The organism is Vreelandella venusta, assembly GCF_007989605.1.
Classification (GTDB): Bacteria; Pseudomonadota; Gammaproteobacteria; order Pseudomonadales; family Halomonadaceae; genus Vreelandella; species Vreelandella venusta.
Window position 1 is genome coordinate 1 of the sequence record NZ_BJUL01000029.1, and the last position, 24,449, is coordinate 24,449.

The following is a 24,449-nucleotide window of genomic DNA, read 5'->3' on the forward strand; positions in this document are numbered from 1 at the left end:
TTGATGACGCATATTAATTATATGCAATTCCAGTTTTAGGTTGTGGTGGATGTAGCTCAGTGGTAGAGCCCCGGATTGTGGCTCCGGTGGTCGTGGGTTCGATCCCCATCATCCACCCCATTAACCTTATTGTTATCCTCAGAAAACTCCTCTCACGTTGTCATTGCTTTTCCCCCTTTATTAATTATTTTATTTGAAATCAAGCTGACCTATGTTCGGCTATTTTGCGTTTTTGATCGCTCATGTTTTAAACCTCTTCGTGTTTTAAGCCTCTTTCGCCTTATTTGCTACGTAATGCCTTTCCTAGGTTTTGCCTTTGATTAATGTTGTGTCCGAAAAAAGTCTCTCTACCTGAAATTATTGCGAAATTTTCCTAGGCTTCTTATTGCGATACCGCCATAGCAGCGGGTAGGTCTGCGCTTGATGAACCGCTTAAAAAGGTCTTTAGTAAGCAGTGCTGGTGCATTTTGATGGCTTTGGCGGTACGTGTAGTGAAGTCATCTATATTATTTTTTAATGCGATATTTGTTGCTGCTTTTTGGGCTTAAAACAGTTTTTTAAGCTATGTTATTGCTGCTTGGTTAGTGATATTTTTTAGTCAGTTATTTGTTGAAAATAATCATTTGATCTGTAGTCAGTATTTTCTTTTAGGGAGTGCAACACAATGGCACGTCAAACGGTGGTGTTAGGGGCAGGTATGGTTGGTGTTAGCATTGCATGGCACCTTCAGCAGCGTGGCCATCAAGTAACGCTAGTAGATCGCCGCCAACCTGGTCGTGAAACCTCTTTCGGCAATGCCGGCATTATCCAGCGCGAAGCGGTTCGCCCTTATGCTTTCCCGCGGGATATGAAAACCATCCTGAGCGTGCTGCCAAACAAGCGTGTTGATATTCGTTATCGACCTGCAGGCATGATTAATGCTGCTTCGCCGTTGTTGAGCTACTGGCATAACTCCTCCAGCCGCCACTATAAAAAAATAGTGCCTGAGTATGCGTCATTGATACAGCTCTGTTTGAAGACTCACGGTCCTATGATTGAAGCGGCAAATGCTGAACATTTGGTTCGCCGAGAAGGCTGGCTGGAAATTTATCGTACGCCAGCAGAGCTAGAAAAACGCGTAAAAGAAGCACAAGACGCCCGGGATAATTTTGGTGTTCAGTTTGATGTCTTGGATCGCGCTGCATTAGAGGCTAAAGAGCCAGATTTAGGTAGCGATATTATTGGTGCTATTCACTGGCTTGACCCTTGGACAGTTGCCGACCCAGGTGGGCTGGTGGCCGCTTATGCCGATGCTTTTGTGCAACAAGGCGGGCGTATTTTGCAAACTGATATTAAGGGGTTGAAGCAGCAAGGTGGGCGCTGGCAAGTCGATACGGCTGCTGAGTGCCTAGAAGCTGATCAAGTTGTTGTTGCGCTGGGCCCATGGGCAGGTAGCTGGTTGAAAGGCTTAGGCTACCATTTCCCGACCTTTGTTAAGCGTGGCTATCACATGCACTACGCCACACAACCTTCTAAAAAGCTTCACTATTGGTTAATGGATGCGGAAGTGGGTTACTTGCTTGCCCCTATGAATGCAGGCGTTCGGTTGACCACCGGGGCTGAGCTTGACCGGCTTGAGTCGCCAGCAGATGAGCAGCAGTTAGCGGCTGCAGAAAAAGTTGCCCGCACGATATTCCCCCTTGCTGAGCGTCGCGACGCCTCTGCTTGGAAAGGCGCACGGCCATGTTTGCCTGACATGAAGCCTGTTATAGGGCCGGCTCCCAAGCATCAAGGTCTGTGGTTGGCTTTTGGGCATGGGCATCAAGGATTTACCTTAGGTCCTGCTACCGGGCAATTGTTGGCGGATATGATAGAAGGTGAGCCAACTGAGATTGATATGGCGCCCTTTAGGGCTGACCGTTTCTAACCTGTGAGTAGTGGTTGTCTAAGTGTCTGATAGGCGGGATGCTTGGTAGTAAAGCATGATGTTTGCTATGTTGGTAAAACATATTCAGATCGAGAGGTGAATGATGGATGTTGCCGTAAGCAACGCAGTGAGCACCGCACTCTATATGAATCAAGCACAATCTGCTGAACAAGCACAGATGCAGCTTTTTAAGCAGGCGCTTGATATGCAAGCACAGCAAGTGTCGGAAGTGCTTGCTTCTGCCAATATGGGCGCTCAGCCAAGCCTTGCCCAAGAGGGCAGCGTAGGGACTCAGGTCAATACTTACGCCTAGCCAAATAAAAGTCAGTACGAAAAAAAGCGCCGACATGTTCGGCGCTTTTTTTAATTCCCCTTAACTGCTTTCCTAGTGGATGCCGTCGCTTTGCCAGAAAAATTGGTGTTGGAGACTGCCAAGCAAACCGTAGCTGACTTCCATGAAGCATGGGCGAAAGAAAAAGCCCATTTGCCGCTCACCAAGGCTATGATTGAAGCAATTGAGAAACACTTGCTAGGCATAACCACTGCGCTGACTCAATGAACATAGCACCAAACCCCTCATAACGTTACAATCTGCCCCATTTTGAACATCTCAGCGTCGGTGACCTTCAGGTTAAGTGCATAGCTGAGTACAAATCTCTGTAGAGGTAAGATGAAAGATACACAGTTGGCTCGTGAGGCGGAACTTAGAAGGACGTTCGCTATCATTTCGCACCCCGACGCTGGTAAAACCACCATCACCGAAAAAATGCTGTTATTCGGAAATGCTATTCAGCTAGCTGGCTCTGTTAAGAGCAAGCGTAATGATCGCCATGCCACATCAGACTGGATGAAGATGGAGCAAGAGCGCGGGATCTCGGTCACGACGTCGGTGATGCAGTTCCCTTATGGTGGCCGTATCGTGAACTTGCTGGATACCCCAGGGCACGAGGATTTCTCCGAAGATACTTACCGTACATTAACTGCGGTGGATTCCGCGTTAATGGTGATTGATGGTGCGAAAGGTGTTGAGGATCGTACCATTAAGCTGATGGAAGTCTGCCGTTTGCGCACCACGCCTATATTAACGTTCATCAACAAGATGGACCGCGATATCCGCGACCCCATCGAAGTCATGGACGAGGTGGAGACTGTACTCAACATCCAGTGTGCGCCGATGACATGGCCGATTGGCATGGGGCGGCACTTTAAGGGCGTGTATCACCTTTATAACGATGTTATTCATCTGTATACCCAGGGACAAGGCAGCCGTATTCCAGATGACAAGCGAATTGAGGGTTTAGATAACCCGGAAGTTGACGCTGTACTTGGTGAAGAGCAGGCCGAAGAGCTGCGCATGGAAGTCGAATTAGTGCGTGGTGCTTCCCATGAGTTTGATCTTGATGCCTATCGTCGTGGTGAGCTGTCGCCGGTGTACTTTGGTACCGCAATGGGTAACTTCGGCGTACGCGAAATGATGGATGGGTTTGTTGAGTACGCGCCACCGCCCCAGCCACGCCAGACAGACATCCGCGAAGTAACCGCTCAAGATGATCGCTTTACTGGATTCGTATTTAAAATTCAGGCGAATATGGATCCCAACCATCGTGACCGTATTGCCTTTTTACGTGTCTGTTCCGGTAAGTACGAAAAAAATATGAAGATGCGCCACGTGCGGATAGGCAAAGATGTAAAAATTGCCGATGCGCTCACGTTTATGGCGTCAGATCGTTCTCAGGTAGAAGAGGCTTGGCCAGGCGATATTATTGGCTTACACAATCACGGCACGATTCAGATTGGGGATACCTTCACTGTTGGTGAAGATATGCGCTTTACCGGCATTCCTCACTTTGCGCCAGAGTTGTTCAAGCGTGTTCGTTTAAAAGACCCGTTAAAAATGAAAGCGCTCCAGAAAGGGCTCCAGCAGCTCTCAGAAGAGGGCGCTACGCAGGTCTTTATGCCGATGGATAACAACGACCTGATTCTTGGTGCTGTCGGTACACTACAGTTTGACGTTGTTGCTCACCGCTTGAAGGAAGAGTACAAAGTTGACTGTCTGTATGAAGGGGTCAATGTACAAACCGCACGCTGGGTCTATTGCGAAGACGCCAAAATGTTGGAAGAGTTTAAGCGTAAAGCGAGCTCCAACCTGGCTATCGATGGCGGCGGCTACCTGACGTATATCGCGCCGACGCGGGTCAACCTGCAGATGACCCAAGAGCGCTGGCCAGATATTCGTTTCCAGCCCACGCGCGAGCACTGATCGAACCTTCTTACTATAGTGACTTCCCTGTTATGTTGATTGATGCTCACTGCCACCTGGATTTCGAGGCATTTGACAATGATCGCGATACGGTCATCGAAAATGCCAAGGCGGTGGGCGTCGGACACTTTGTTGTGCCATCAACGACGCGCTCCCTATGGCCTAATGTATTGACGCTTGCCGCGCGTAAGGAGGTAAGTAGTTGTGTTGGCCTTCACCCTTACTTTGTTGGTCAACACGCTAACGACGATTTGATTGCCTTGGAGCAGCTTTTGGCTGAACAGAAGGTTGAAGCCGAAAAGCGCATTGTGGCAATAGGTGAGTGTGGTATTGATGGCCGCTTTACGGAGTCATTAGATAAACAGTGGGCCTATTTCGATGCGCAGCTCGGCCTAGCAAAACAGTTCGCTTTACCTATTGTGGTGCACTGCGTAAAAGCTAATGATCAGGTAAGCAAACGTCTACGCCAGCTAGCGCTTCCTAGAGGTGGGCTTATCCATGCGTTCTCTGGTTCTTATGAGCAGGCCTCTAAGTTTCTCGATCTAGGCTATACCCTGGGTTTGGGCGGGGCGATTACCTACGAGCGCGCACAACGACTGCGTAATGTGGTGTCGCGCTTACCTGATGATGGCTTTGTATTAGAAACTGACAGCCCCGATATGCCGCTTAGCGGCTATCAGGGGCAACGTAATGAACCATGCAGAGTGGCAAAGGTAGCCAGCGTAGCGGCAGCACTTCGCCATCAATCATTTGAAAAAATAGCGGCACTGAGCAGTACGAATGCTATTCGCTTATTCCAACTCCCATATTTCAATTGCTACTAGGTGGTTAGGCTGCTGGCCAGCTGTTCAGGGTCGAGGCGCTCAACGGCATAGGGCAGGTCGCATAGCGTTATCGGATGCCCTTGCCAATAAAGGGGTGAGAGCGCTTCAATCGCTTTAGTATTTGCAACGGCGAGCATTTCAATTTGCTGGTTGTCGCTAAATGCGCTGCTAACGACTTCACCGACGGTTTTCTCCTGCTCATCTACTAGTGTGTCACCAACCTGGGGCAAGCTGCTAACACTAGCGGTAACGCGCACTAAGCGCTTTTTTACTTGGCCCCGAAAATGCGCCCGGGCGACGACTTCTTGCCCTGTATAGCAACCTTTCTTAAAGCTTATTCCCCCAAGTGCTTCCCAATTCAACATTTGTGGGAGGAAATGATCTTGCTGCGGGGCTGTTAACCACGCCAAACCGCTGCGGATATCTGCTAATTGCCACGTGTTAAGCGCATCTTCATCATCATTTATTTCAATAGCGCTCTGTTTAGCAGAATCTTCTATGCTGATTAACCAACGTCCGCTACCTGGCTGGCATAAGACCGTCGCTTGGGTATTGCTGTGATGGGTATAAGGTTGATCAGGAAGCGCTAAACCAAACGCTTGAGCAACCTTGTTGGCACTTTCGCTGGCGCCGACGATTAGCATTGATGACTGAGCCTGCAATTCGACGCGATAAAAAGCGGCAAATTTGGCTAAATGGCTGGCGAGCATATCGATCAATGAGGTGCTCAACAGTAGCCTATAATGGTCGTTGCTGATTTTCAGTAATTGAGCATTGGCCAGCATTCTTCCCTTTGGTGTGCAAAAGCAGGTAAGAGGGGCAAAAAAGCCATTGGCTAAGCTAACCTGTGCGCTTGTTTGCCCTTGCAGGAATTTCTCAGCATCTGCACCTTTGACATCTAAGGCGGCGAGGTGAGGCAAACGGACGCAGCCATTCATCTTGAGTAACGAAGAGACAGTCGCCATATAGACTCCATATGGGAAGATAGGGTAAACGTAACGTAATCGCATTTGTATCAAAGGTGCGGGCACTGCAGGTAGATTGCAAGGGCCCTGGCGCATGCTAGACTGCTTTGCCTGTATCAGTTTTGCATAGCTTTCAATAGCGTACTCACTTCAATTCAGCGTAGAAAAGGGCAAGGAATGGCATATCAATCATTAACGTTCCAAGGTGTCACAACAGTCGATCAGGTGAATAAGATTACCACGGCGCTGATGATGCTGGATGGTGTCGATAGTGCTGAGGTAGGGCGCCACGGAGCAGAAGTAGAAGGGCGAGCTAAGCGTGAAGCGCTTATAAAAGCTGTTGAGAAGTTAAACCTCGGTATAAAGGTTTCCTAATGCATAAGCCAATCACGATTATTAGTGAGCGTAACCAGACATTTCGTCAACGTATTGAAGTCGATGGTTTGGAAGATCTCTATGGTGACGTCCCGCCAGCAGTTGGGGGAGACGGCAGTGCACCAGATCCGCATGATTACTTTGATATTGCCCTAGGTACCTGCAAGGCGATTACCGTGCAAATGTATGCTAGGCGCAAAGAGTGGCCGCTTGAGGGCATCACTGTCAAAGTACAGCGCGATGATAGTGAGGAAAGAAAAGGTGTCTATAAGTTAGCTGTGACGATGACTTTCCACGGCATTGAGGATCCTGAACAGCGGGCAAAGCTAGAGGATATTAGCCATCGTTGCCCGATACAGCGGTTGATGACCCAGGCGACGGTTGAAATTTCCACGTTTACCGAGTAGTTCACTTCCCCCTCTTAAGGAGTAATGATGAGCAAGGAATTCCGGCTGCAGTCCAAATTTAAGCCTGCTGGTGATCAGCCCGCCGCGATACGCAGCCTAGTTAGTGGGCTTGAGTCGGGGCTTGCCCATCAGACCTTATTAGGGGTGACTGGCTCGGGTAAAACGTTCACGATGGCAAATATTGTGCAGCAGCAGCAGCGTCCAACGATTGTAATGGCGCCCAATAAAACGCTGGCTGCCCAGCTATATGGTGAGTTCAAATCGTTTTTTCCGGATAACGCTGTCGAATATTTTGTCTCTTACTACGACTATTACCAGCCGGAAGCCTATGTCCCTTCTTCAGATACCTTTATTGAGAAAGATGCCTCGATAAATGACCATATCGAGCAAATGCGCTTATCGGCTACCAAGGCACTGCTTGAGCGTCGAGATGCGCTGATTGTTGTCTCGGTATCGGCGATCTATGGTCTTGGTGATCCAGATCAGTATCTTAAGATGCGGTTGCATTTCACCCGTGGTGAATTAATTGACCAGCGTGCTTTTTTACGCCGCTTGGCCGAATTGCAATATACCCGCAACGATATGGATTTCCGCCGAGGCACCTACCGGGTGCGCGGCGATGTGATTGATATTTTCCCCGCGGACTCTGACGAGGAAGCGGTGCGGGTGGAGTTGTTTGATAACGAAATTGATTCTATACGCTTATTTGATCCATTAACTGGCGAGGTGCGAACTCATGTGCCTCGTATGACCATCTATCCTAAATCTCACTATGTCACTCCGCGAGAAACTATTTTAGGCGCTATTGATGCAATCAAGGCAGAGCTTAAGGAGCGCCTTGAGTGGATGCGTAAGCACGAGCGTTTAGTTGAAGCACAGCGCCTAGAGCAGCGAACCCTTTACGATATTGAAATGATGCTAGAGCTTGGCTACTGCAACGGCATTGAAAACTACTCGCGCTATCTTTCAGGTCGTGCGCCTGGCGAACCACCCCCGACGTTCTTCGACTATCTGCCGGATGACGCGTTACTGTTTATCGATGAGTCGCATGTCAGTGTGCCCCAGGTTGGCGGTATGTATAAGGGCGACCGTTCTAGAAAAGAGACACTGGTTGAATATGGCTTCCGACTACCCTCTGCGCTAGATAACCGGCCAATGAAATTTGAAGAGTGGGAATCTATTTCGCCTCAAACCATCTTTGTGTCGGCAACACCGGGCAAGTATGAAGCAGAACATGCCAGTCAAATTGTCGAGCAGGTGGTGCGCCCAACAGGCTTGTTAGATCCGGAAATAGAAGTTCGCCCGGCCAGTACCCAGGTTGATGACCTGCTGTCAGAAATTGGCTTACGTACCGCCGTAGGTGAGCGTGTTCTGGTGACGACGCTGACTAAACGTATGGCGGAAGATCTAACCGAGTACTTTGATGAGCACGATATCCGTGTGCGCTATTTACATTCGGATATTGATACCGTTGAGCGAGTCGAAATCATCCGCGACCTGCGTCTTGGTAAGTTCGATGTTTTAGTGGGAATCAACTTACTTCGGGAAGGCTTAGATATTCCTGAAGTGTCGCTTGTTGCCATCTTGGATGCCGATAAAGAGGGCTTTTTACGCGCTGAGCGCTCACTGATTCAAACTATTGGCCGTGCAGCCCGTAACGCCCATGGTAAAGCTATTTTATACGGTGACAAAATCACCGATTCAATGCGCAAAGCCATCGATGAAACCGAACGTCGCCGCGCCAAGCAGACCGCTCATAACCAAGAGCATGGCATCACGCCAACCACTGTAACGCGCTCTGTGGCGGATATTCTTGAAGCTGCCCAGGCACCAGGCAAGAAGAGCAGCCGTCGCCGTGGCAACGAGCGGAAAGTGGCAGAGAGTGCTGCTGACTATGATTTGGCCACGATGAGCAAACACGATCTGCTCGAGGCTATCAGTAAGCTAGAGGACGCCATGTTTGAAGCTGCACAAAATCTAGAGTTTGAAGAAGCAGCGAGACTGCGTGATCAGCTTCATCAAATGCAAGAAAAACAGCTGGCGCTGGGGTAATCGATGCCTGAAGGCCCTGAAATCCGCCGTGCAGCAGATAGAATTGAGCAGCAGATAGGTGGCAAACATCTGGATGATGCGTGGTTTGCGTTTCCTGAACTCGCCGAGCAAGCCAATTCATTGATTGGTCAACGAGTTGAGGCAGTTGATACGTGGGGCAAGGCCATGCTCGTCCGTTTTGCAGACCATCGTGTGCTGTACTCCCACAACCAGCTTTATGGTGTATGGAAGCTACATAGCGAAAATAGGCCGCCAAGCACCAAAAGGTCACTACGAGTTCGGCTGGTGGCTGAGGGCAGGGTGGCTAGTCTTTACAGCGCGTCTGATATTTCGCTCTGGCATGAGAGTGAGTTGAGCCATCACCCTTTCTTGTCGCGCCTTGGGCCTGATTTATTAAGTCAAAACGTATCGTCTGATGATGTGAAACAACGCCTGACTGGTTCAGCGTTTATACGCAGAAGCCTGGGTGCATTGTTACTTGATCAAGGGCTTGTCGCTGGATTAGGAAATTACTTGCGCTCAGAAATTCTTTTTTTATCCAACGTGCACCCTAAAAAGCGCCCCTGTGACTTAACTGAAAACCAGCTAGACCTGCTCGCCACTACGATTGTGGAAACGACCCGTCAGGCGTATTTGGAAGCGGGTGTTACTAATCGTGAGGCATGGATTAAACAAGCTATTGCCTCCGGTGAGCCACGCCGGCAATGGCGCTTTAGTGTATTTGAACGCGCTGGCCTTTCCTGCCACCGCTGCGGCTCAGTAATCGAACGTACAATGGTCGGTTCTCGCCGTTTATATTTATGCCCAACGTGCCAATCCCTATAATTTATACCGTTATCTCACGCATGCTGACAAAAATCAGACTAATGCCCTAGTTATCAAATGTAGGTTGGCAGTGGTTGTGGCTGCCGCATATAAGGCCAATACGGTATACTTACCGGTACATCTAGACGGCCATTAAAAAGGCCGCAGCCAAGACGATAACCGAGGAGCTGTTTGTCCATGACCGTGATTCGCCAGGACGACGTCATTCAGAGCGTTGCCGATGCTCTACAGTACATCTCTTACTACCATCCTAAAGATTTCATTGATGCAATGTCAGCCGCTTACGAGCGTGAAGAGAACCCCGCGGCGAAAGACGCGATTGCACAAATCTTAATTAACTCACGCATGTGCGCTACGGGACATCGTCCAATTTGCCAAGATACCGGTATTGTGACGGTGTTTGTTCACGTGGGTATGAACGTCACCTGGGATGCCGAGCTAAGTCTCGATGACATGATTAACGAAGGTGTGCGCCGCGCGTATCAACTGCCTGATAACGTGCTGCGTGCTTCTGTGCTCGCAGACCCCGACGGTAAGCGAGCCAATACCAAAGACAACACCCCAGCGATAATTCACCATTCGCTTGTGCCGGGCGATAAGGTCGATATCCACGTCGCCGCGAAGGGCGGTGGTAGCGAAGCTAAATCGAAGTTTGCGATGCTAAACCCATCCGATAGTGTTGTGGAATGGGTGATGGAGCAGTTGCCTAAAATGGGCGCAGGCTGGTGCCCACCGGGTATGTTGGGAATTGGTATTGGCGGCACCGCTGAAAAGGCGATGATGATTGCCAAAGAAGCGTTGCTCGACCCTATCGATATTCAAGATTTGCAGGCGCGAGGACCTAGTAATCGCGCTGAAGAGCTGCGTTTAGAACTGTTCGATAAAGTGAATAAGAGCGGTATCGGCGCTCAGGGCTTAGGTGGTTTAACCACGGTGCTGGATATTAAAGTTAAAGACTATCCAACCCATGCTGCCAATAAGCCTGTGGCCATTATTCCCAACTGTGCAGCCACGCGTCATGCGCACTTCACGCTTGATGGCAGTGGCCCTGTGGCACTTCCTGCCCCTAAACTTGAAGATTGGCCAGAAATTACTCGTGAAGCAGGCGATAACGTCAAACGCGTCAACCTAGATAGCGTCACTCCCGAAGAAGTCAAAACGTGGCAGCCGGGTGATACGTTGCTGTTGAACGGTAAGCTATTAACAGGCCGTGATGCAGCACATAAACGTATGGTCGATATGATTGCCAAAGGTGAGCCGCTACCGGTTGATATGAAAGGCCGCTTTATTTACTACGTAGGGCCAGTTGATCCGGTCGGTGACGAAGTGGTTGGCCCCGCAGGTCCAACCACTGCTACTCGAATGGATAAATTCACCCGCACTATGCTTGAAGAGACAGGCTTGTTAGGCATGGTTGGTAAAGCGGAACGAGGCCAAACCGCTATTGATGCCATTCGCGATAACCAGGCGGTGTATTTGATGGCTGTTGGCGGCTCTGCCTACCTTGTTGCCCAGGCAATTAAGAAGTCGCGGGTTGTTGGTTTTGAAGATCTAGGAATGGAAGCCATCTACGAATTTGAAGTTGAGGATATGCCCGTTACTGTCGCTGTCGATAGCCTAGGAACGTCTGTCCACCAGACAGGACCGGCCAAATGGAAGGAGATCATCGCTCAAAAGGCGTAGCATACTGATGGCGTCGAACCGCAGTCAGTGACAATAAGCCCCGTCTCTCGCGGGGCTTTTGTGCATTAGCGGTGCAATAATCTGATCAACAGCTCACTTGATAGCGAGGAACAGGCAATGACCTCATGGTTGCTAGGGACCAGCATTATGTTGATACACCTATTGGGTATCGTGTCAGCAGTTATGGCGCTTATGTCGAGCAGAACATCCCAGGGGGCTATTGCTTGGATTATTTCACTATTAACGTTTCCTTATGTTGCGCTGCCTGCGTATTGGTTTTTCGGACGCCCGCGTTTCTATGGCTATGTAACAGCAAGGGGGGAGCGAGATAACGTATTACGTCGAGTGTTGGTACGTTATCGCCATAACATTAAGCCGCACCTTTCATCGCCGACTAGCACCGATATTCAGGCGGTGGAGCAGCTGGCAATGATGCCGTTGACTAACGGCAATAGCGCCGACTTGTTGATCGATGGTGAAGCCACCTTCACAAGCCTTTTTGAAGGTATTGATCAGGCCAAAAGTTATTTGCTGCTGCAGTTTTTTATTGTACGTAACGATGCCTTAGGTAAACGGTTGCAAGACCATTTAATCAAAGCCGCACAGCGAGGGGTGCGCGTTTATTTCCTATATGACGAAGTAGGTAGTCGGAAACTAGACGATAGCTTTTTAAATGAGATGATCAAAGCAGGTGTCGAAGTAAAAGCGTTTCGTTCTTCTCGAGGCTTCAAGCATCGCTTTCAGCTTAATTTTCGTAACCATCGCAAAATAGCGGTCGTGGATGGTAACAAGGGCTGGGTAGGTGGCTTTAATGTTGGTGTAGAATACCTTGGACAAAACCCACGGCATGGCCCCTGGCGCGATACCCATCTAGCCCTCGGTGGCCCGTGTGTGCTGGGTTTACAGGAAGCTTTTTGGGAAGATTGGCACTGGGCAACAGGGGAGGTCATTACCCTAAATTGGCATGCCGAGAGTCATCCGCAAGATGATCATCATGTGGTTATTGTGCCATCCGGCCCGGCCGATAAACAGGACACGGCTAGTCTTTTAATTCAACAGTTAATTCATAGTGCCAATGAAAGGCTCTGGGTCACCAGTCCATACTTCGTGCCAGATCAAGGAGTGCAGGATGCGCTAAGACTAGCAGCAATGCGCGGAGTAGATGTACGGGTTATGATTCCCGAACGCCCCGATCATCTGTTGGTGTTTCTATCTGCATTTTCATTTTTGCCAGATATGTTAAGAGCAGGTGTAAAAATATACCGTTATCTTCCTGGATTTTTACACCAAAAGGTCATGCTAATTGACAACAACGCAGCAACCGTCGGCACAATAAACCTGGATAATCGATCTTTTAGGCTTAACTTTGAAATAACGGCCTTCATACCCAGTACCGCATTTGCTAGTAAAGTACACGCCATGTTGGAGCAAGATTTTGCTCAGTGTCGACGCGTTACAATTGACGAGATTAGCCAGCGCCCAATGTGGAAGAAAGTAGTTTCTCGTGCGGCATATTTAACCGCACCTATTCAGTAATCAATAATAACCCTGCACGCCGCTAACAACGATTAGGCAAAAGGAGTTTTGGGTGAATTTAGAAACAAAATGGCTCGAGGATTTCGTTGCATTAGCCAATACACGAAGTTTTTCGGCATCTGCCAGGCAGCGCCATGTTACTCAGCCTGCATTCAGCCGCCGTATTCGTGCGCTAGAGCAAGCGGTAGGGGTCACCTTAGTCGATCGCTCGACAACACCGATTGGGCTGACCTCGGAAGGCCAATTGTTTTTGATCACCGCACGCAATCTAGTCGAGCAATTGAACGAGTCATTAAGCCATCTCCGGGGAGTTTCTATTGCGAATGAAGCACTTGATATCGTCGCGGCACACTCACTGGCATTAAGCTTTTTCCCGCCTTGGATTTCCCGTTTACAAAAAGGCTTGGGTGAACTGCCTACACGATTGGTCGCTATGAACGTTGGGGAGGCTATCCATGTTCTGCGTGAAGGTAACTGTGATCTGATGCTGGCATATTATGACCCCTTTGCCACTATGCAACTGGACGCAGAAGTCTTTCCCTCTTTCTCGATTGGCCAAGTAAAAATGCTGCCGGTTTCACTCCCAGATGAAGACGGCAAGCCGCTTTTCTCGATTCAAAATGACAGCTCGATTCCCTATTTAGCTTATACGCAGGGGGCTTTTCTGGGACGAAGTGTGCGCATGCTGCTCAAAAACGACCCATTACGACTGAAGCTGCGCACGGTTTACGAAACGGCCATGGCGGAAGGATTGAAAGGCATGGTGCTGCAAGGAGTGGGGGTTGCTTGGATTCCTGATTTTTGTATTCGTGAAGAGCTCAAAACCGGCAAATTGGTAAGAGCTGGCGATGAAAATTGGGATATCCCTCTAGAAATTAGACTTTACCGCTGTTCGTTAGTCCATAAACCCGGCGTTGAGCGTCTCTGGCGTCAAATGATGAAATTGCCACGCGATTTTCTGCAGGCTTAGCCAACAGAGCGACTAGAAAAAAGCCTCAGATTTTAAAATGTGCCTAAATCGGCCGGTAATCCAAGAAAATTTTGAATAATAAAGAAGTGATCTTCAAACAAGCTTTCAGGTTCTAGATCAGCAAGGGCGACCCAGCGAGCATGGTCGCCGCCTTTGACTGGTTTTAAACGGGGCAACTGCTGATCAGGCCTGAGAGCAAAATAGAAGGCTTCAGCTAACGTTCGTCCACGCCAACTGCGGTGAGGCTCATCAAATAAGCGTTGTCCACGTAGCGAGCCCTTTAACACGGGCTCGGGCACTTTAAGTCTTAACCGTTCACGGAGCTCCCTTAAGCAAGCATCTAATAAGCGTTCATGGGGATTTATAAAGCCTCCGGGTAATGCCAGAAGCCCTTTACCCGGTGCCGCCATGCGCTTCACCAACAAAATATGGCCTGATTGGACGACAACCGCATTAACAGTCACAAAAATGGGCGGATAGGGGGCCTGTGCCCAAGCTTGTTTGTATTGATCAAGTAGCTGCTGCTCTTCCAGTAGGCCGTGATAGGCAATACCTTTGCAAAACCTGTCAACGCTCTTGACGACTTCTGGAGGTAAGTCGTGGTAAGCACCGGTACTCAAGTAATCATCGGTAGAACCCGGTGAGCGAAATAATCGCTCACGTATTTGACTCGCTGAGATACCTTCAACGAGTGGGACGCTAATGGACTCCCATTGAGGGAAAAGCGATAAATAATAGCTTGATTGTCCTCTACTCGCACCAATCAAACCAATACGCGGTAAGCGTGCGTTTGCAGGAGACGTCAAATCACGCACTTTGCGTTGCACATCACGTACCCACACATCATCGTTATAAAGCGCATCGAGTAGTGGCGTGATTTCCAGGCGTTGATTGTCTTGATCATCAAACCCAGAACGAATCATTGCCTGTCGCTCATCGAACGTCCACGGATTGCGTAAAGAGCGTGCCTGCCAAGCAGAGCCCACTAATACGATGACTTGACGTGCTTGTTTTAACGCCTCTCGAATAATGGCAAGGTGGCCAAGATGGGGAGGCTGAAAACGACCAATAAACACCAAGCAATCAAAGTCGTAAGCCGTAGTAGATTTAACAGCATCCGAATTCATAGCGCTTCCTTGGTCGTAAGTGAGAAAGTAACAGAGAAAAGAGAACCATTATGAAGTGGGCAGTTAAGGTGCGCAATGCGTCTCCGCCTGCGCTCAACGTTTTAGTTCGGTATGATTGTTAGAGGTATCTTGCGCTAGTGCTTGATAGGGACACTCTTTTGTTAAGGGAATGAATATGCTGAAAAAAACGATCACTTTTTGGTGGAACGTGGTTCAAGATGCTACGGCGTTATGGCTTGAACGAAATGCCTTCAGCTATGCCGGATCATTAGCGTTCTACACACTCTTCTCCTTAGCGCCTACCGTTATTATCGCGGTAACAGTGATAGGCGTGGTACTGGGTGAAGATGCCGCTCAAGGACAAATAGTTGCTCAGCTACAGGACACGTTAGGCGCTGATGCAGCACTAGCGATTGAGCAGGCCGTTGCCCAGTCACGTATCGAAGAGTCAGGTATCTTGCCAACAGTGCTTGGCTTTGTAGCTTTATTGGTGGGTGCCACAACCGTGTTTGCGCAGATGCAATTTTCGCTCAATACCATTTGGGGCGTCACTGCAAAGCCCACTTCCAATAGTGCCCTTATCTTTATCAAAAATCGCTTACTTTCCTTAACGGTCGTGTTGTCTATTGGCTTCATTCTATTAGTATCGTTAGTGTTGGGGGTTATCTTGCGGGGTATGCTCCACGGAGCTAGTAATTTATTGCCTTACGCTAGTTTATTAACAACATCGCTTGAGTCATTAATTTCACTGGCGATGGTGACGTTGTTATTCGCTACTATTTTCAAAGTATTACCGGATGTGGTGCTGCGTTGGCAAGATGTGCTGATTGGCGCAGTAGTAACTGCTGTGCTATTTACTATTGGGCGCAGTGTTATTGCTATTTATTTGGCATACACCGCCACCGCGTCGACCTATGGTGCGGCAGGCTCCGTTGTGATGATTTTGTTATGGGTATATTACAGTTCATTAATTCTACTATTTGGCGCTGCTTTTACGCGCTCCTTGCTGCTTCGTCGCGGGCGGGCATTGGTGCCACGTAATAGTGCAGTGCTGGTGAAGCGGGAGTTAGTTTAAAAAAGGTTGGTAGAAAGAGCTCCTTAGAGAGCTCATTTATAACAAGCACAGATCAGCAGAGTTCAGCCTGTCGTCCTATCGGGCTGAATTCTATAAACGCTATTGTATAAATACTGAGAGGATCGTTTATGTCTACTTGCTGTGTACGTGCTTATGTAACAGGAAAAGTGCAGGGCGTATGGTTTCGGCGTTCAACACAGGAACAAGCACTTCAACGAGGACTAACAGGATACGCCAAAAACTTACCCGATGGACGGGTAGAGGTGGTGCTATGTGGCAATTCAGCTGCTGTATCTACGTTAACTGAATGGTTATGGCAGGGGCCCGAAGGAGCGCAGGTAACGCATGTCACTGTTGAAGTGTTAGACGGCCACCGCGCTCCCGATCATTTTGCGACCTATTAGCCTATTAACCTATTAACCCATTAATCAGTGCTTAAGACGTTCGCCTCAGTTTGCCATTGCTGAATATTGTCAGCAGTGAGCGCCACAATGTTCTGGCGAGCCTCGGGCGTGATCCAGGCATTGTGAGGGGTCACTATCAAATTAACTGCCTCGCCTTCTGCTAATGCTGTTAAGAGAGGGTGTCCTTCTTTCGGCGGCTCAGTGGGGAGCACATCAACTGCTAACCCTCCAATCTTGCCAGCACGAAGCGCCTCAAGTGCCGCTTCTTCATCGATGATGCCGCCCCGGGCGCAATTGACCAATAGCAGTGACGGTTTGGCGTTTGCCAGGCGCGTGCGATTGATAAGGTGCTTGGTTGTTTCGTTAAGCGGGCAATGCAAGCTAATAATATCTGCCGTTGGTAATAAATCGTCGAGAGAGGGTCGTTTGTCGTTTAACTCATTCCCAGGGCGAGCAGCAAATGTAACCTTCATCCCAAATGCTTCAGCTAAACGCGCCACTTCTGAACCAAGCTCACCTTGCCCCACCATCACTAGATGCTTATTGGAAAGCTGCAGCGTCGAGTGAGCTTGTAAACAAAAGAAATCGCTGCGCTGCCATTCGCCACGAGCGATATCAGCTTGATAACGAGGTAAACGATTAGCCAATGCCAGCATAAGCAGTAATGTATGCTGAGAAACGCTAGCTGTTCCGTAAGCAGTGACATTCTTTACAGCAATATTGTGGGCCTTAGCTGTGTCGAGATCGATATTATTAAGCCCTGTCGCCAGCACACATATAAGCTTGAGTTTAGGTAAGGCTGATAGTGTTTCTGCGTTCAGTACAACCTTGTTGACGATCGCTATGTCGGCATCCGCCAAGCGCTCACTTGCCTGTTCGGCAGTGCTTTGCTGATACACCTCTAAATGACTAACAAGGTCTCGAATTGCTGTTAGATCGATATCCGCGCCTAAGCTCTCGGCATCCAGCATTACCGCATTGGGCATTTTTCTTTTCTCCATTATCTGCCGAAAGGCACTTGGCCTTGCTCAGCAGGGGGCACAAAAGGGTATAATGTGTCGCTCTATCAACCGCAGTCTTGGAATTTATCCCGACAGGCCACATATTCTTTGTCTGGCAAGCGTTGGTTTTGCCACTAGTTTATACAAACTTAGCCTGTCGGAGTTGAGCTTTTCAGGAGTTATCAACATGCCCATCTATGAGTACGAGTGCAAGGCCTGCGGTCATCGCATGGAAAAATTGCAGAAAATCAGCGCGGATCCGCTGAAGGATTGCCCCGCGTGCCAGGGAGCCAGTCTGGAACGCTTGGTCTCGGCGGCTGGTTTCCGCCTTGCTGGCGGCGGTTGGTATGAAACCGATTTTAAAACAGGAAGTAAGAAAAACTTGGCAGCAGAAGGCCAATCTACTTCTAGCACTGGTACCACAAGCGATACCAGTAGCGCATCAACGAAAAAGGGCGCCGCGGCTTAGCCGCGGTTGTCAGGGTCAGAACGGCCCACGACAATCTCATTGCCACGTAACAGAACAGGATTAGACATGCGCAGCCATTATTGCGGCCAGCTTAACGAAACTTTGGTGGAACAAACGGTCACTGTCTGCGGTTGGGTACATCGCCGCCGTGATCATGGTGGGGTCATCTTTCTGGATATGCGCGATCGCGATGGCATCGCTCAGTTCGTTGTCGACCCAGATACCGCCGAGGCATTTGCTAATGCTGACCGTGCTCGCAGTGAGTACGTACTTCGTATTACTGGCCGTGTCCGGCTGCGCCCTGAAGGAACGCAAAATCCTAACATGCCAACGGGCATGATTGAGGTATTAGCTAAAGATGTGGAGGTGCTCAACACAGCCGCCACACCACCTTTTCAGCTCGATGAGCACAACAAAGTAGGCGAGGAAGTTCGCTTAAAGCATCGCTATATCGACCTTCGACGCCCGGATATGATTGAGAAGCTACGCTTGCGTTCGCGTATTTCTCACAACGTCCGCGCTTACTTGGAAAACCAAGGCTTCCTGGATATCGAGACGCCGGTATTGACTCGTGCAACGCCGGAAGGTGCCCGCGACTACCTCGTTCCTAGCCGGACACATGCAGGCAGCTTCTTTGCACTACCGCAGTCACCACAGTTGTTTAAGCAGCTGTTAATGGTGGCCGGTTTTGATCGTTACTACCAGATCGCTAAATGCTTCCGTGATGAAGATCTGCGGGCTGATCGCCAGCCCGAGTTCACGCAAATCGATATCGAAGCCTCTTTTGTGGAAGAAGACGACATCATGGGCATTACCGAAGCCATGATTCGTCAACTCTTCCAGGAAGTGCTGAGCGTCGAGCTGCCTGAGTTCCCACGCATGACCTGGCAGGAAGCAATGGATCGCTTTGGCTCTGATAAGCCTGATCTACGCATTCCGTTAGAATTGACCGATGTTGATGACTTGATGCAGCAGGTTGATTTTAAGGTCTTCTCAGGCCCTGCAAGTGCGGAAGACGGCCGCGTAGCGGCATTGAAAGTGCCGGGTGGAGCCAAATTGTCTCGTAAAGAGATCGACGAATATACTAAGTTCGTTGGTATTTACGGTGCCAAAGGACTGGCGTGGATTAAGGTCAATGAGCGGGCCAAAGGGCTTGAAGGTCTTCAATCACCCATTGTTAAGTTCATGGAGAATGTGGTTGAAGAGCTGCTTGATCGCGTAGGCGCTGAAGATGGCGACATCATTTTCTTTGGTGCGGATAAAACGCGCATCGTCAATGAAGCGATTGGTGCATTACGCGTCAAGTTAGGTGCCGACCTTGAGCTTTACACTCAGGCGTGGGCACCGTTATGGGTTGTCGATTTCCCGATGTTTGAAGCGGATGACAACGGCCGCCTTAGCCCGTTACATCACCCGTTTACCGCACCTTCTTGCTCGCCAGAAGCACTTAAAGCTGACCCAGCAAAAGCCTTGTCGCGTGCCTACGACATGGTGCTTAACGGCACTGAGCTTGGTGGTGGTTCCATTCGTATTCACGATCAAACCATGCAAAGCACTGTGTTTGAAATCTTGGGTATTGGCCAAGAGGAAGCGCAAGAGAAGTTTGGCTTCCTGCTGGATGCGTTGCAATACGGCGCGCCTCCCCATGGCGGCTTAGCGTTCGGTTTAGATCGTTTAGTGATGCTGATGGCTGGAGCTAAGACAATTCGTGAAGTGATTGCCTTCCCGAAAACCCAAAGCGCCGGCTGTTTACTGACTGATGCCCCGGGTGAAGTCAGCTCTGATCAGTTGAAAGACTTAAACATCCGTCTGCGCCAAAAAGCCAAAGCAGAGACCGCTAGCGAATAATCGCTTAGCTCTGCTTTCTAGGTCAGCAACGAGCAGTTCGGCAACCAGTAGTCCAACACCGACGTTTAGGCGTCGGTGTTTTTGTTTGAACCGCTCGCTACCAATAGGACAGCTGCCATGGATGAAAGACGGCCCGCTCCCGCGATTAGAATCTTGGGTATCGACCCAGGTTCGCGTATCACGGGCTATGGTGTCATCGATTTAATGGGTGTTAAGCCTCATTATGTCGCTAGTGGGTGCATTAGAACGACCGATGTCCCTTTAGAGCAGCGCTTGGCGCAAATTTATGCCGGTTTAAGCGAAGTAGTGGGGCTGCATCGGCCCGATGCCGTCGCCGTTGAGCGAGTCTTCATGGCTAAAAATCCCGACTCAGCTCTGAAGCTTGGACAAGCACGGGGCACGGCTCTCGTCTGCATCGCGAATCACGGTCTGAGTATTGCAGAGTACGCAGCAAGACAGATCAAGCAAGCCGTTACGGGCCAAGGAGGCGCGGAGAAAAGCCAGGTGCAGCATATGGTCACCGCTATTCTACAGCTCTCTTCAACACCGCAGGCTGACGCCGCGGATGCGCTGGCTATCGCGCTTACCCATGCGTATGCAGGGCATGGCTTACTTGCTGCCCCCTCTAAGGGCAGTCGTCGGCGCAGCACAGGGCGGTGGCGGCTTTAGCTGCTTACTGGTCATTTGTACAGAGTGTCTTTATAGTAAATGGCAGCTTTTTATTATTGCGAGCATACACATGATCGGACGTATTAATGGTTTTTTGTTAGAAAAGCACCCCCCTTGGATTGTGGTTGATGTGCATGGAGTCGGTTACGAGCTTGAAGCCTCGATGAATACCCTAGTGGCGCTTCCTGCTGTAGGAGAGAGCGTATCCATGTATACGCATCTTACCATTCGTGATGATGCCCATTTGCTTTACGGCTTTGGCCGAGAACAAGAGCGCGCACTGTTTCGTGCCCTAATCAAGGTCAACGGCGTAGGGCCGAAACTAGCATTAGCCATCCTTTCTGGAATGGACGAAGCTGCCTTTATGCGTTGCGTCCGTGACGACGATAGTAAAGCACTGACGAAGCTGCCAGGCGTTGGTAAAAAAACCGCCGAGCGGTTAATTATTGAAATGCGTGACCGTTTCCCTGAATGGGAGAACGCGGCGGATGCGCCCCTCGCGTTAGAAGCGGCGAATGGTGAACCTGCCCCTCGTGACTCACTGGCAGATGCGGAAGCGGCCCTAGTGAGCTTGGGCTATAAGCTGACTGAAGCCTCAAAAATGTTAGCTGACATTAATCCCAAGCAGTCAACAGAGGCAATTATTAAAGCCGCGCTGACAAAACGCATGACTGGGTAACAACGTGAGTTATTTCATGGAACGACTGATAGTGCGTACTTTATGTTAGAACATGACCGATTAATCGCAGCTGAGCCCGAACAAGGGGAAGGGCGTATTGATCATGCGATTCGTCCCAAGCATTTAAAGGATTATATTGGGCAACCGCGGGTACGCGAGCAGCTTGAAATTTTCATTGGAGCCGCAAAGCTACGTCAGGAAAGCCTAGACCATACCTTGGTATTTGGCCCCCCCGGGCTGGGTAAAACAACGCTTGCGAATATTATTGCTACTGAAATGGGAGTGGGGCTGAAATCAACGTCTGGCCCTGTACTTGAGCGTGCGGGGGACTTAGCAGCAATGCTGACGAACCTAGAACCAGGCGACGTGCTGTTTATTGATGAAATTCACCGATTGTCACCCGTGGTAGAAGAGGTGCTATATCCGGCAATGGAAGATTTTCAGCTGGATATTATGATCGGTGAGGGACCCGCTGCCCGCTCGATCAAACTAGATTTGCCTCGCTTTACCTTAGTAGGTGCGACAACGCGCGCAGGCTTGCTAACTTCTCCCTTGCGTGATCGCTTTGGCATTGTGCAACGCTTGGAGTTTTACAACCTTGAAGAGCTGACTGAGATTGTCACTCGCTCAGCCCGCTTGCTAGGTGTTGAAACGAGTCATGCAGGCGCAGTCGAGGTTGCCAAGCGCTCCAGAGGCACCCCGCGTATTGCCAATCGGCTGCTGCGCCGCGTACGGGACTATGCAGAAATAAAGGGCAATGGCATCGTTGATGTTACTCTCGCCGATGCGGCACTCAACATGCTAAATGTCGATCACCACGGGCTGGATCATATGGATCGGCGCCTTTTGTTGGCAATGATCGATAAATTTGATGGCGGTCCTGTGGGAATTGACTCAATCTCAGCCGCTATTAGTGAAGAGCGCGGTACCATTGAAGACGTCATTGAACCTTACTTAATTCAGCAAGGATTAATGATGCGCACACCGCGGGGGCGCGTAGTAACGCGGCAGGCGTGGCTACACTTCAACAAAACACCTCACGAACATGCCATTGATCCAGAAGGAGAGCGGCGCCCATGAGTAACGGGTTCACGATGCCGGTGCGCGTCTATATGGAAGATACTGACGCCGGTGGAATTGTCTACTACGTTAACTACTTGAAGTTTATGGAGCGCGCTCGCAGCGAATGGTTACGTACGCTAGGTCTTAATCAGCAAACTTTGCTAGACGATGGCACCCAGCTAGTGGTATATCGCTTGGCCTGTCACTACAGCAAGCCTGCACGCCTGGATGATTCACTTATTGTCAGTACAAATATTGAGAATGTTGGTCGATGCCGGATGACTTTTTTACAGCAAGTGCAGCGAGATGAGGAACTCTTATGCGCTGCTACAGTCGAGATAGCCTGCTTATGCGCGCATAAGATGCGGCCAAAAGCATGGCCAAAAACATTGCAGGTGCTGGGTTGATTCGTTTAGGGCGAACACCGAGAACACGCATAAATCTATGATATGTGTAAACCTATGGCATGTGTAAACCTATAGCATGTGTAAATCTATGGAGTAGATAGCACGATGTAGCGTGCGTACTTCATGGCCTTTATATACCACCACTGTTCGGAAATTCCGACATTAATAGCTTGATGAGGGTAACTGTGAACGATAACACCATGTCCATCCCCCACTTGATAATGAGTGCCAGCACGGTTGTGCAGCTGGTGATGTTACTGCTGGTGGTGGGGTCAATCCTCTCTTGGGTGGTTATTTTCCAACGCAGCATTGCCTTGCGCAGGGCAAAACAGGAGTACAACCAATTTGAAGAATCTTTTTGGTCGGGTGTCGATTTAAACGAGTTATACCGAGAGATTCCTGCTGACGACCCACGCTATGGCGCAGAGCATATTTTCCAGGCGGGCTTTCGCGAGTTTAATCGTTTAATCCCCAAAACACGTAACCCCGACACAATCTTGGAAGGTGTGCAGCGGAGTATGCGAGTCGCCTGGTCTCGGGAAGAAGATCGCCTGACGCAGCATCTTGTATTCCTCGCAACGGTGGCTTCAGCGAGCCCTTACATCGGCTTGTTCGGAACGGTTTGGGGGATTATGGGGTCTTTCCAATCCCTTTCTATGACCCAGCAAGCTACATTGGCAACGGTTGCGCCTTGGATTGCTGAAGCGCTAATTGCAACAGCGATGGGCCTATTTGCTGCTATTCCCGCAGTCGTTTTCTATAACCGCCTATCGAATGATGCCGCTCGTCTGTTGGGCAAGTACGAAGACTTCGCCGAGGAATTTCACGCTATCTTGCACCGTAATTTGCAAGGCCGTGAAAGTAAGTCCAGCGCTAGCTAAGGGAGTACGCTATGCAAGGCCCGTTTAATCGCAGCGGCAATAAAAAGCCGATGGCTGAAATCAACGTAGTCCCCTTTATTGACGTCATGCTGGTCTTGCTGGTGATCTTTATGATCACCGCACCAATGCTCACTCAAGGGGTGCAAGTAGATCTACCTCAAGTCACATCAGAGCCCATCGACAACCAAGACGAAAGTGACCCGATTATTATCTCTGTCGACCAGGATGGAGGCTACTTCATCACGCTTGGCGAAGATTCAACGGCTGTCTCTCTTGAGCAAATGGCTGAGCGAGTCACGGCGATATTGCAGCGACGTCCTGAAACGCCTGTTATGGTTCGTGGCGATCGCAACGTTGCATACGGACAAATAGTCGTATTAATGAGCACACTGCAACGCTCGGGTGTCGCTAATGTCGGTCTGTTATCTGAGCCGCCACAAGATGGTTAAACGTAGCGCGCAAATAGCAATCAAACCACCCCGTGACCCACAGGATGTTGGCTATACTTGGCCTACCGTTCTGGCAGTTGCGGTGCATCTATTAGTGGTGCTTTTTAGTTTGGTTAGCCTGCCCAGTTCAACGGCAGAGCCAGACTCCTCCTCGATTGTGCAAGCGACCTTCGTCAGTACTGAGACATTCACTGACCAAGCACAGCAAACGACGGAGCAACAAGCAGCGCTCAATAGCTCAACCGACCCAGAGGAAGCTGAGCCAGCACCTGCCCCAAGTGAGCAAGAAGCACTGCAGCAGCAGGCAGACGAAGCGGCCGCTAGAGAAGAAGCGCAAGCTCAAGCACGGGCAGAAGAGCAAGCACGCGAGCTGCAAGAGGCTCAAGCTCAGGCCGCAGCCGAGGCACAGCGGCGAGAAGAAGAAGCACAACGTCTAGCCGAACAGCAGGAAGAAGCGGCTAAAGCCAGAGAAGAGGCTCAACGGGAAGCTGAGGCAGAAGCCCAGCGCCAGCGGGAAGCTGAGGCAGAGGCTCAACGCCAGCGGGAAGCCGAGGCAGAAGCTCAACGCAAACGGG

25 protein-coding genes and 1 tRNA gene are annotated in these 24,449 nt (G+C 49.8%); 23 read left to right on the forward strand and 3 right to left on the reverse strand.

Annotated features, from left to right (window positions below):
- Positions 1–45 precede the first annotated feature (45 nt).
- From HVE01_RS18570 to HVE01_RS18595, 5 genes are all read left to right on the forward strand, one after another.
- Positions 46–120: transfer RNA gene (locus HVE01_RS18570), tRNA-His, on the forward strand.
- Positions 121–664: 544 nt separating this feature from the next.
- Positions 665–1,906: an NAD(P)/FAD-dependent oxidoreductase gene (locus HVE01_RS18575; RefSeq protein WP_146945328.1), complete on the forward strand. Its 1,242-nt coding sequence runs from the start codon at positions 665–667 to the stop codon at positions 1,904–1,906.
- 103 nt (positions 1,907–2,009) lie between these two features.
- Positions 2,010–2,219, forward strand: a complete 210-nt coding sequence (locus HVE01_RS18580; protein WP_089040872.1) for a putative motility protein — start codon at positions 2,010–2,012, stop codon at positions 2,217–2,219.
- Positions 2,220–2,576: 357 nt separating this feature from the next.
- Positions 2,577–4,166, forward strand: coding sequence for a peptide chain release factor 3 (locus tag HVE01_RS18590; RefSeq protein WP_125748033.1), 1,590 nt, complete (start codon positions 2,577–2,579; stop codon positions 4,164–4,166).
- A 32-nt stretch (positions 4,167–4,198) separates the two neighbouring features.
- Positions 4,199–4,990: a TatD family hydrolase gene (locus tag HVE01_RS18595; protein ID WP_146945329.1), complete on the forward strand. Its 792-nt coding sequence runs from the start codon at positions 4,199–4,201 to the stop codon at positions 4,988–4,990.
- Here the strand turns inward: HVE01_RS18595 and ygfZ are convergent.
- Positions 4,987–5,955, reverse strand: a complete 969-nt coding sequence (ygfZ, locus tag HVE01_RS18600) for a CAF17-like 4Fe-4S cluster assembly/insertion protein YgfZ (protein WP_146945330.1) — start codon at positions 5,953–5,955, stop codon at positions 4,987–4,989. The genes HVE01_RS18595 and ygfZ overlap by 4 nt on opposite strands.
- Before the next feature lie 177 nt (positions 5,956–6,132).
- Here ygfZ and HVE01_RS18605 point away from each other — a divergent pair, with 177 nt between their 5' ends.
- From HVE01_RS18605 to HVE01_RS18635, 7 genes are all read left to right on the forward strand, one after another.
- Positions 6,133–6,330: a hypothetical protein gene (locus HVE01_RS18605; RefSeq protein WP_038484371.1), complete on the forward strand. Its 198-nt coding sequence runs from the start codon at positions 6,133–6,135 to the stop codon at positions 6,328–6,330.
- Complete coding sequence (locus tag HVE01_RS18610) at positions 6,330–6,737, forward strand: OsmC family protein (RefSeq protein WP_125748023.1); 408 nt, start codon at positions 6,330–6,332, stop codon at positions 6,735–6,737. The genes HVE01_RS18605 and HVE01_RS18610 overlap by 1 nt, the downstream gene beginning before the upstream one ends.
- Positions 6,738–6,764: 27 nt before the next feature.
- Positions 6,765–8,789, forward strand: a complete 2,025-nt coding sequence (uvrB, locus tag HVE01_RS18615) for an excinuclease ABC subunit UvrB (protein ID WP_146945331.1) — start codon at positions 6,765–6,767, stop codon at positions 8,787–8,789.
- Positions 8,790–8,792: 3 nt separating this feature from the next.
- Positions 8,793–9,614 (forward strand): endonuclease VIII, encoded by an 822-nt coding sequence (gene nei, locus HVE01_RS18620; RefSeq protein ID WP_146945332.1) that lies wholly within the window; start codon positions 8,793–8,795, stop codon positions 9,612–9,614.
- Positions 9,615–9,791: 177 nt separating this feature from the next.
- Positions 9,792–11,297, forward strand: coding sequence for a fumarate hydratase (locus HVE01_RS18625; RefSeq protein WP_146945333.1), 1,506 nt, complete (start codon positions 9,792–9,794; stop codon positions 11,295–11,297).
- 117 nt (positions 11,298–11,414) lie between these two features.
- Positions 11,415–12,833, forward strand: coding sequence for a cardiolipin synthase (gene cls / locus HVE01_RS18630; protein WP_146945334.1), 1,419 nt, complete (start codon positions 11,415–11,417; stop codon positions 12,831–12,833).
- Between the two features lie 52 nt (positions 12,834–12,885).
- Positions 12,886–13,803 (forward strand): LysR substrate-binding domain-containing protein, encoded by a 918-nt coding sequence (locus HVE01_RS18635; protein WP_125748009.1) that lies wholly within the window; start codon positions 12,886–12,888, stop codon positions 13,801–13,803.
- Between the two features lie 32 nt (positions 13,804–13,835).
- Here HVE01_RS18635 and HVE01_RS18640 read toward each other — a convergent pair whose 3' ends face one another.
- On the reverse strand, positions 13,836–14,930 hold the full coding sequence (locus HVE01_RS18640; protein WP_125748006.1) for a bifunctional nicotinamide-nucleotide adenylyltransferase/Nudix hydroxylase: 1,095 nt from the start codon (positions 14,928–14,930) through the stop codon (positions 13,836–13,838).
- Between the two features lie 175 nt (positions 14,931–15,105).
- Between HVE01_RS18640 and HVE01_RS18645 the strand changes: the two genes are divergently transcribed.
- Complete coding sequence (locus tag HVE01_RS18645) at positions 15,106–16,005, forward strand: YihY/virulence factor BrkB family protein (protein WP_125748003.1); 900 nt, start codon at positions 15,106–15,108, stop codon at positions 16,003–16,005.
- A gap of 128 nt (positions 16,006–16,133) precedes the next feature.
- Entirely contained in the window at positions 16,134–16,409 is a 276-nt protein-coding gene (yccX, locus tag HVE01_RS18650) for an acylphosphatase (protein ID WP_146945335.1), read from the forward strand.
- Between the two features lie 20 nt (positions 16,410–16,429).
- Here the strand turns inward: yccX and HVE01_RS18655 are convergent, their stop codons facing one another.
- Positions 16,430–17,395: a D-2-hydroxyacid dehydrogenase gene (locus HVE01_RS18655; RefSeq protein WP_146945336.1), complete on the reverse strand. Its 966-nt coding sequence runs from the start codon at positions 17,393–17,395 to the stop codon at positions 16,430–16,432.
- 202 nt (positions 17,396–17,597) lie between these two features.
- Here HVE01_RS18655 and HVE01_RS18660 point away from each other — a divergent pair, with 202 nt between their 5' ends.
- The 9 genes from HVE01_RS18660 to tolA form a co-directional block, all read left to right on the forward strand.
- Positions 17,598–17,879, forward strand: a complete 282-nt coding sequence (locus HVE01_RS18660; RefSeq protein ID WP_125747994.1) for an FmdB family zinc ribbon protein — start codon at positions 17,598–17,600, stop codon at positions 17,877–17,879.
- Between the two features lie 66 nt (positions 17,880–17,945).
- Positions 17,946–19,727, forward strand: a complete 1,782-nt coding sequence (gene aspS / locus HVE01_RS18665) for an aspartate--tRNA ligase (RefSeq protein WP_125747991.1) — start codon at positions 17,946–17,948, stop codon at positions 19,725–19,727.
- Positions 19,728–19,844: 117 nt separating this feature from the next.
- A complete protein-coding gene (gene ruvC / locus HVE01_RS18670) occupies positions 19,845–20,396 on the forward strand; it encodes a crossover junction endodeoxyribonuclease RuvC (RefSeq protein ID WP_125747988.1) in 552 nt (183 codons plus the stop codon).
- Positions 20,397–20,466: 70 nt separating this feature from the next.
- On the forward strand, positions 20,467–21,075 hold the full coding sequence (ruvA, locus tag HVE01_RS18675) for a Holliday junction branch migration protein RuvA (protein WP_089038396.1): 609 nt from the start codon (positions 20,467–20,469) through the stop codon (positions 21,073–21,075).
- A gap of 42 nt (positions 21,076–21,117) precedes the next feature.
- The gene (ruvB, locus tag HVE01_RS18680; RefSeq protein ID WP_125747985.1) at positions 21,118–22,155 is read left to right on the forward strand and encodes a Holliday junction branch migration DNA helicase RuvB; all 1,038 of its coding nucleotides are present in this window, start codon (positions 21,118–21,120) and stop codon (positions 22,153–22,155) included.
- A complete protein-coding gene (ybgC, locus tag HVE01_RS18685; RefSeq protein WP_125747982.1) occupies positions 22,152–22,544 on the forward strand; it encodes a tol-pal system-associated acyl-CoA thioesterase in 393 nt (130 codons plus the stop codon). The genes ruvB and ybgC overlap by 4 nt, the downstream gene beginning before the upstream one ends.
- A gap of 200 nt (positions 22,545–22,744) precedes the next feature.
- The gene (tolQ, locus tag HVE01_RS18690) at positions 22,745–23,425 is read left to right on the forward strand and encodes a protein TolQ (protein WP_213017438.1); all 681 of its coding nucleotides are present in this window, start codon (positions 22,745–22,747) and stop codon (positions 23,423–23,425) included.
- 11 nt (positions 23,426–23,436) lie between these two features.
- Positions 23,437–23,874 carry a protein TolR gene (gene tolR / locus HVE01_RS18695; protein ID WP_125747976.1) on the forward strand — a complete coding sequence of 146 codons (438 nt, stop codon included), beginning with the start codon at positions 23,437–23,439 and terminating at the stop codon, positions 23,872–23,874.
- Positions 23,837–24,449 (forward strand): cell envelope integrity protein TolA (tolA, locus tag HVE01_RS18700; RefSeq protein ID WP_252183164.1); only part of this gene is annotated, 613 nt, incomplete at its 3' end. The genes tolR and tolA, both read left to right, overlap by 38 nt.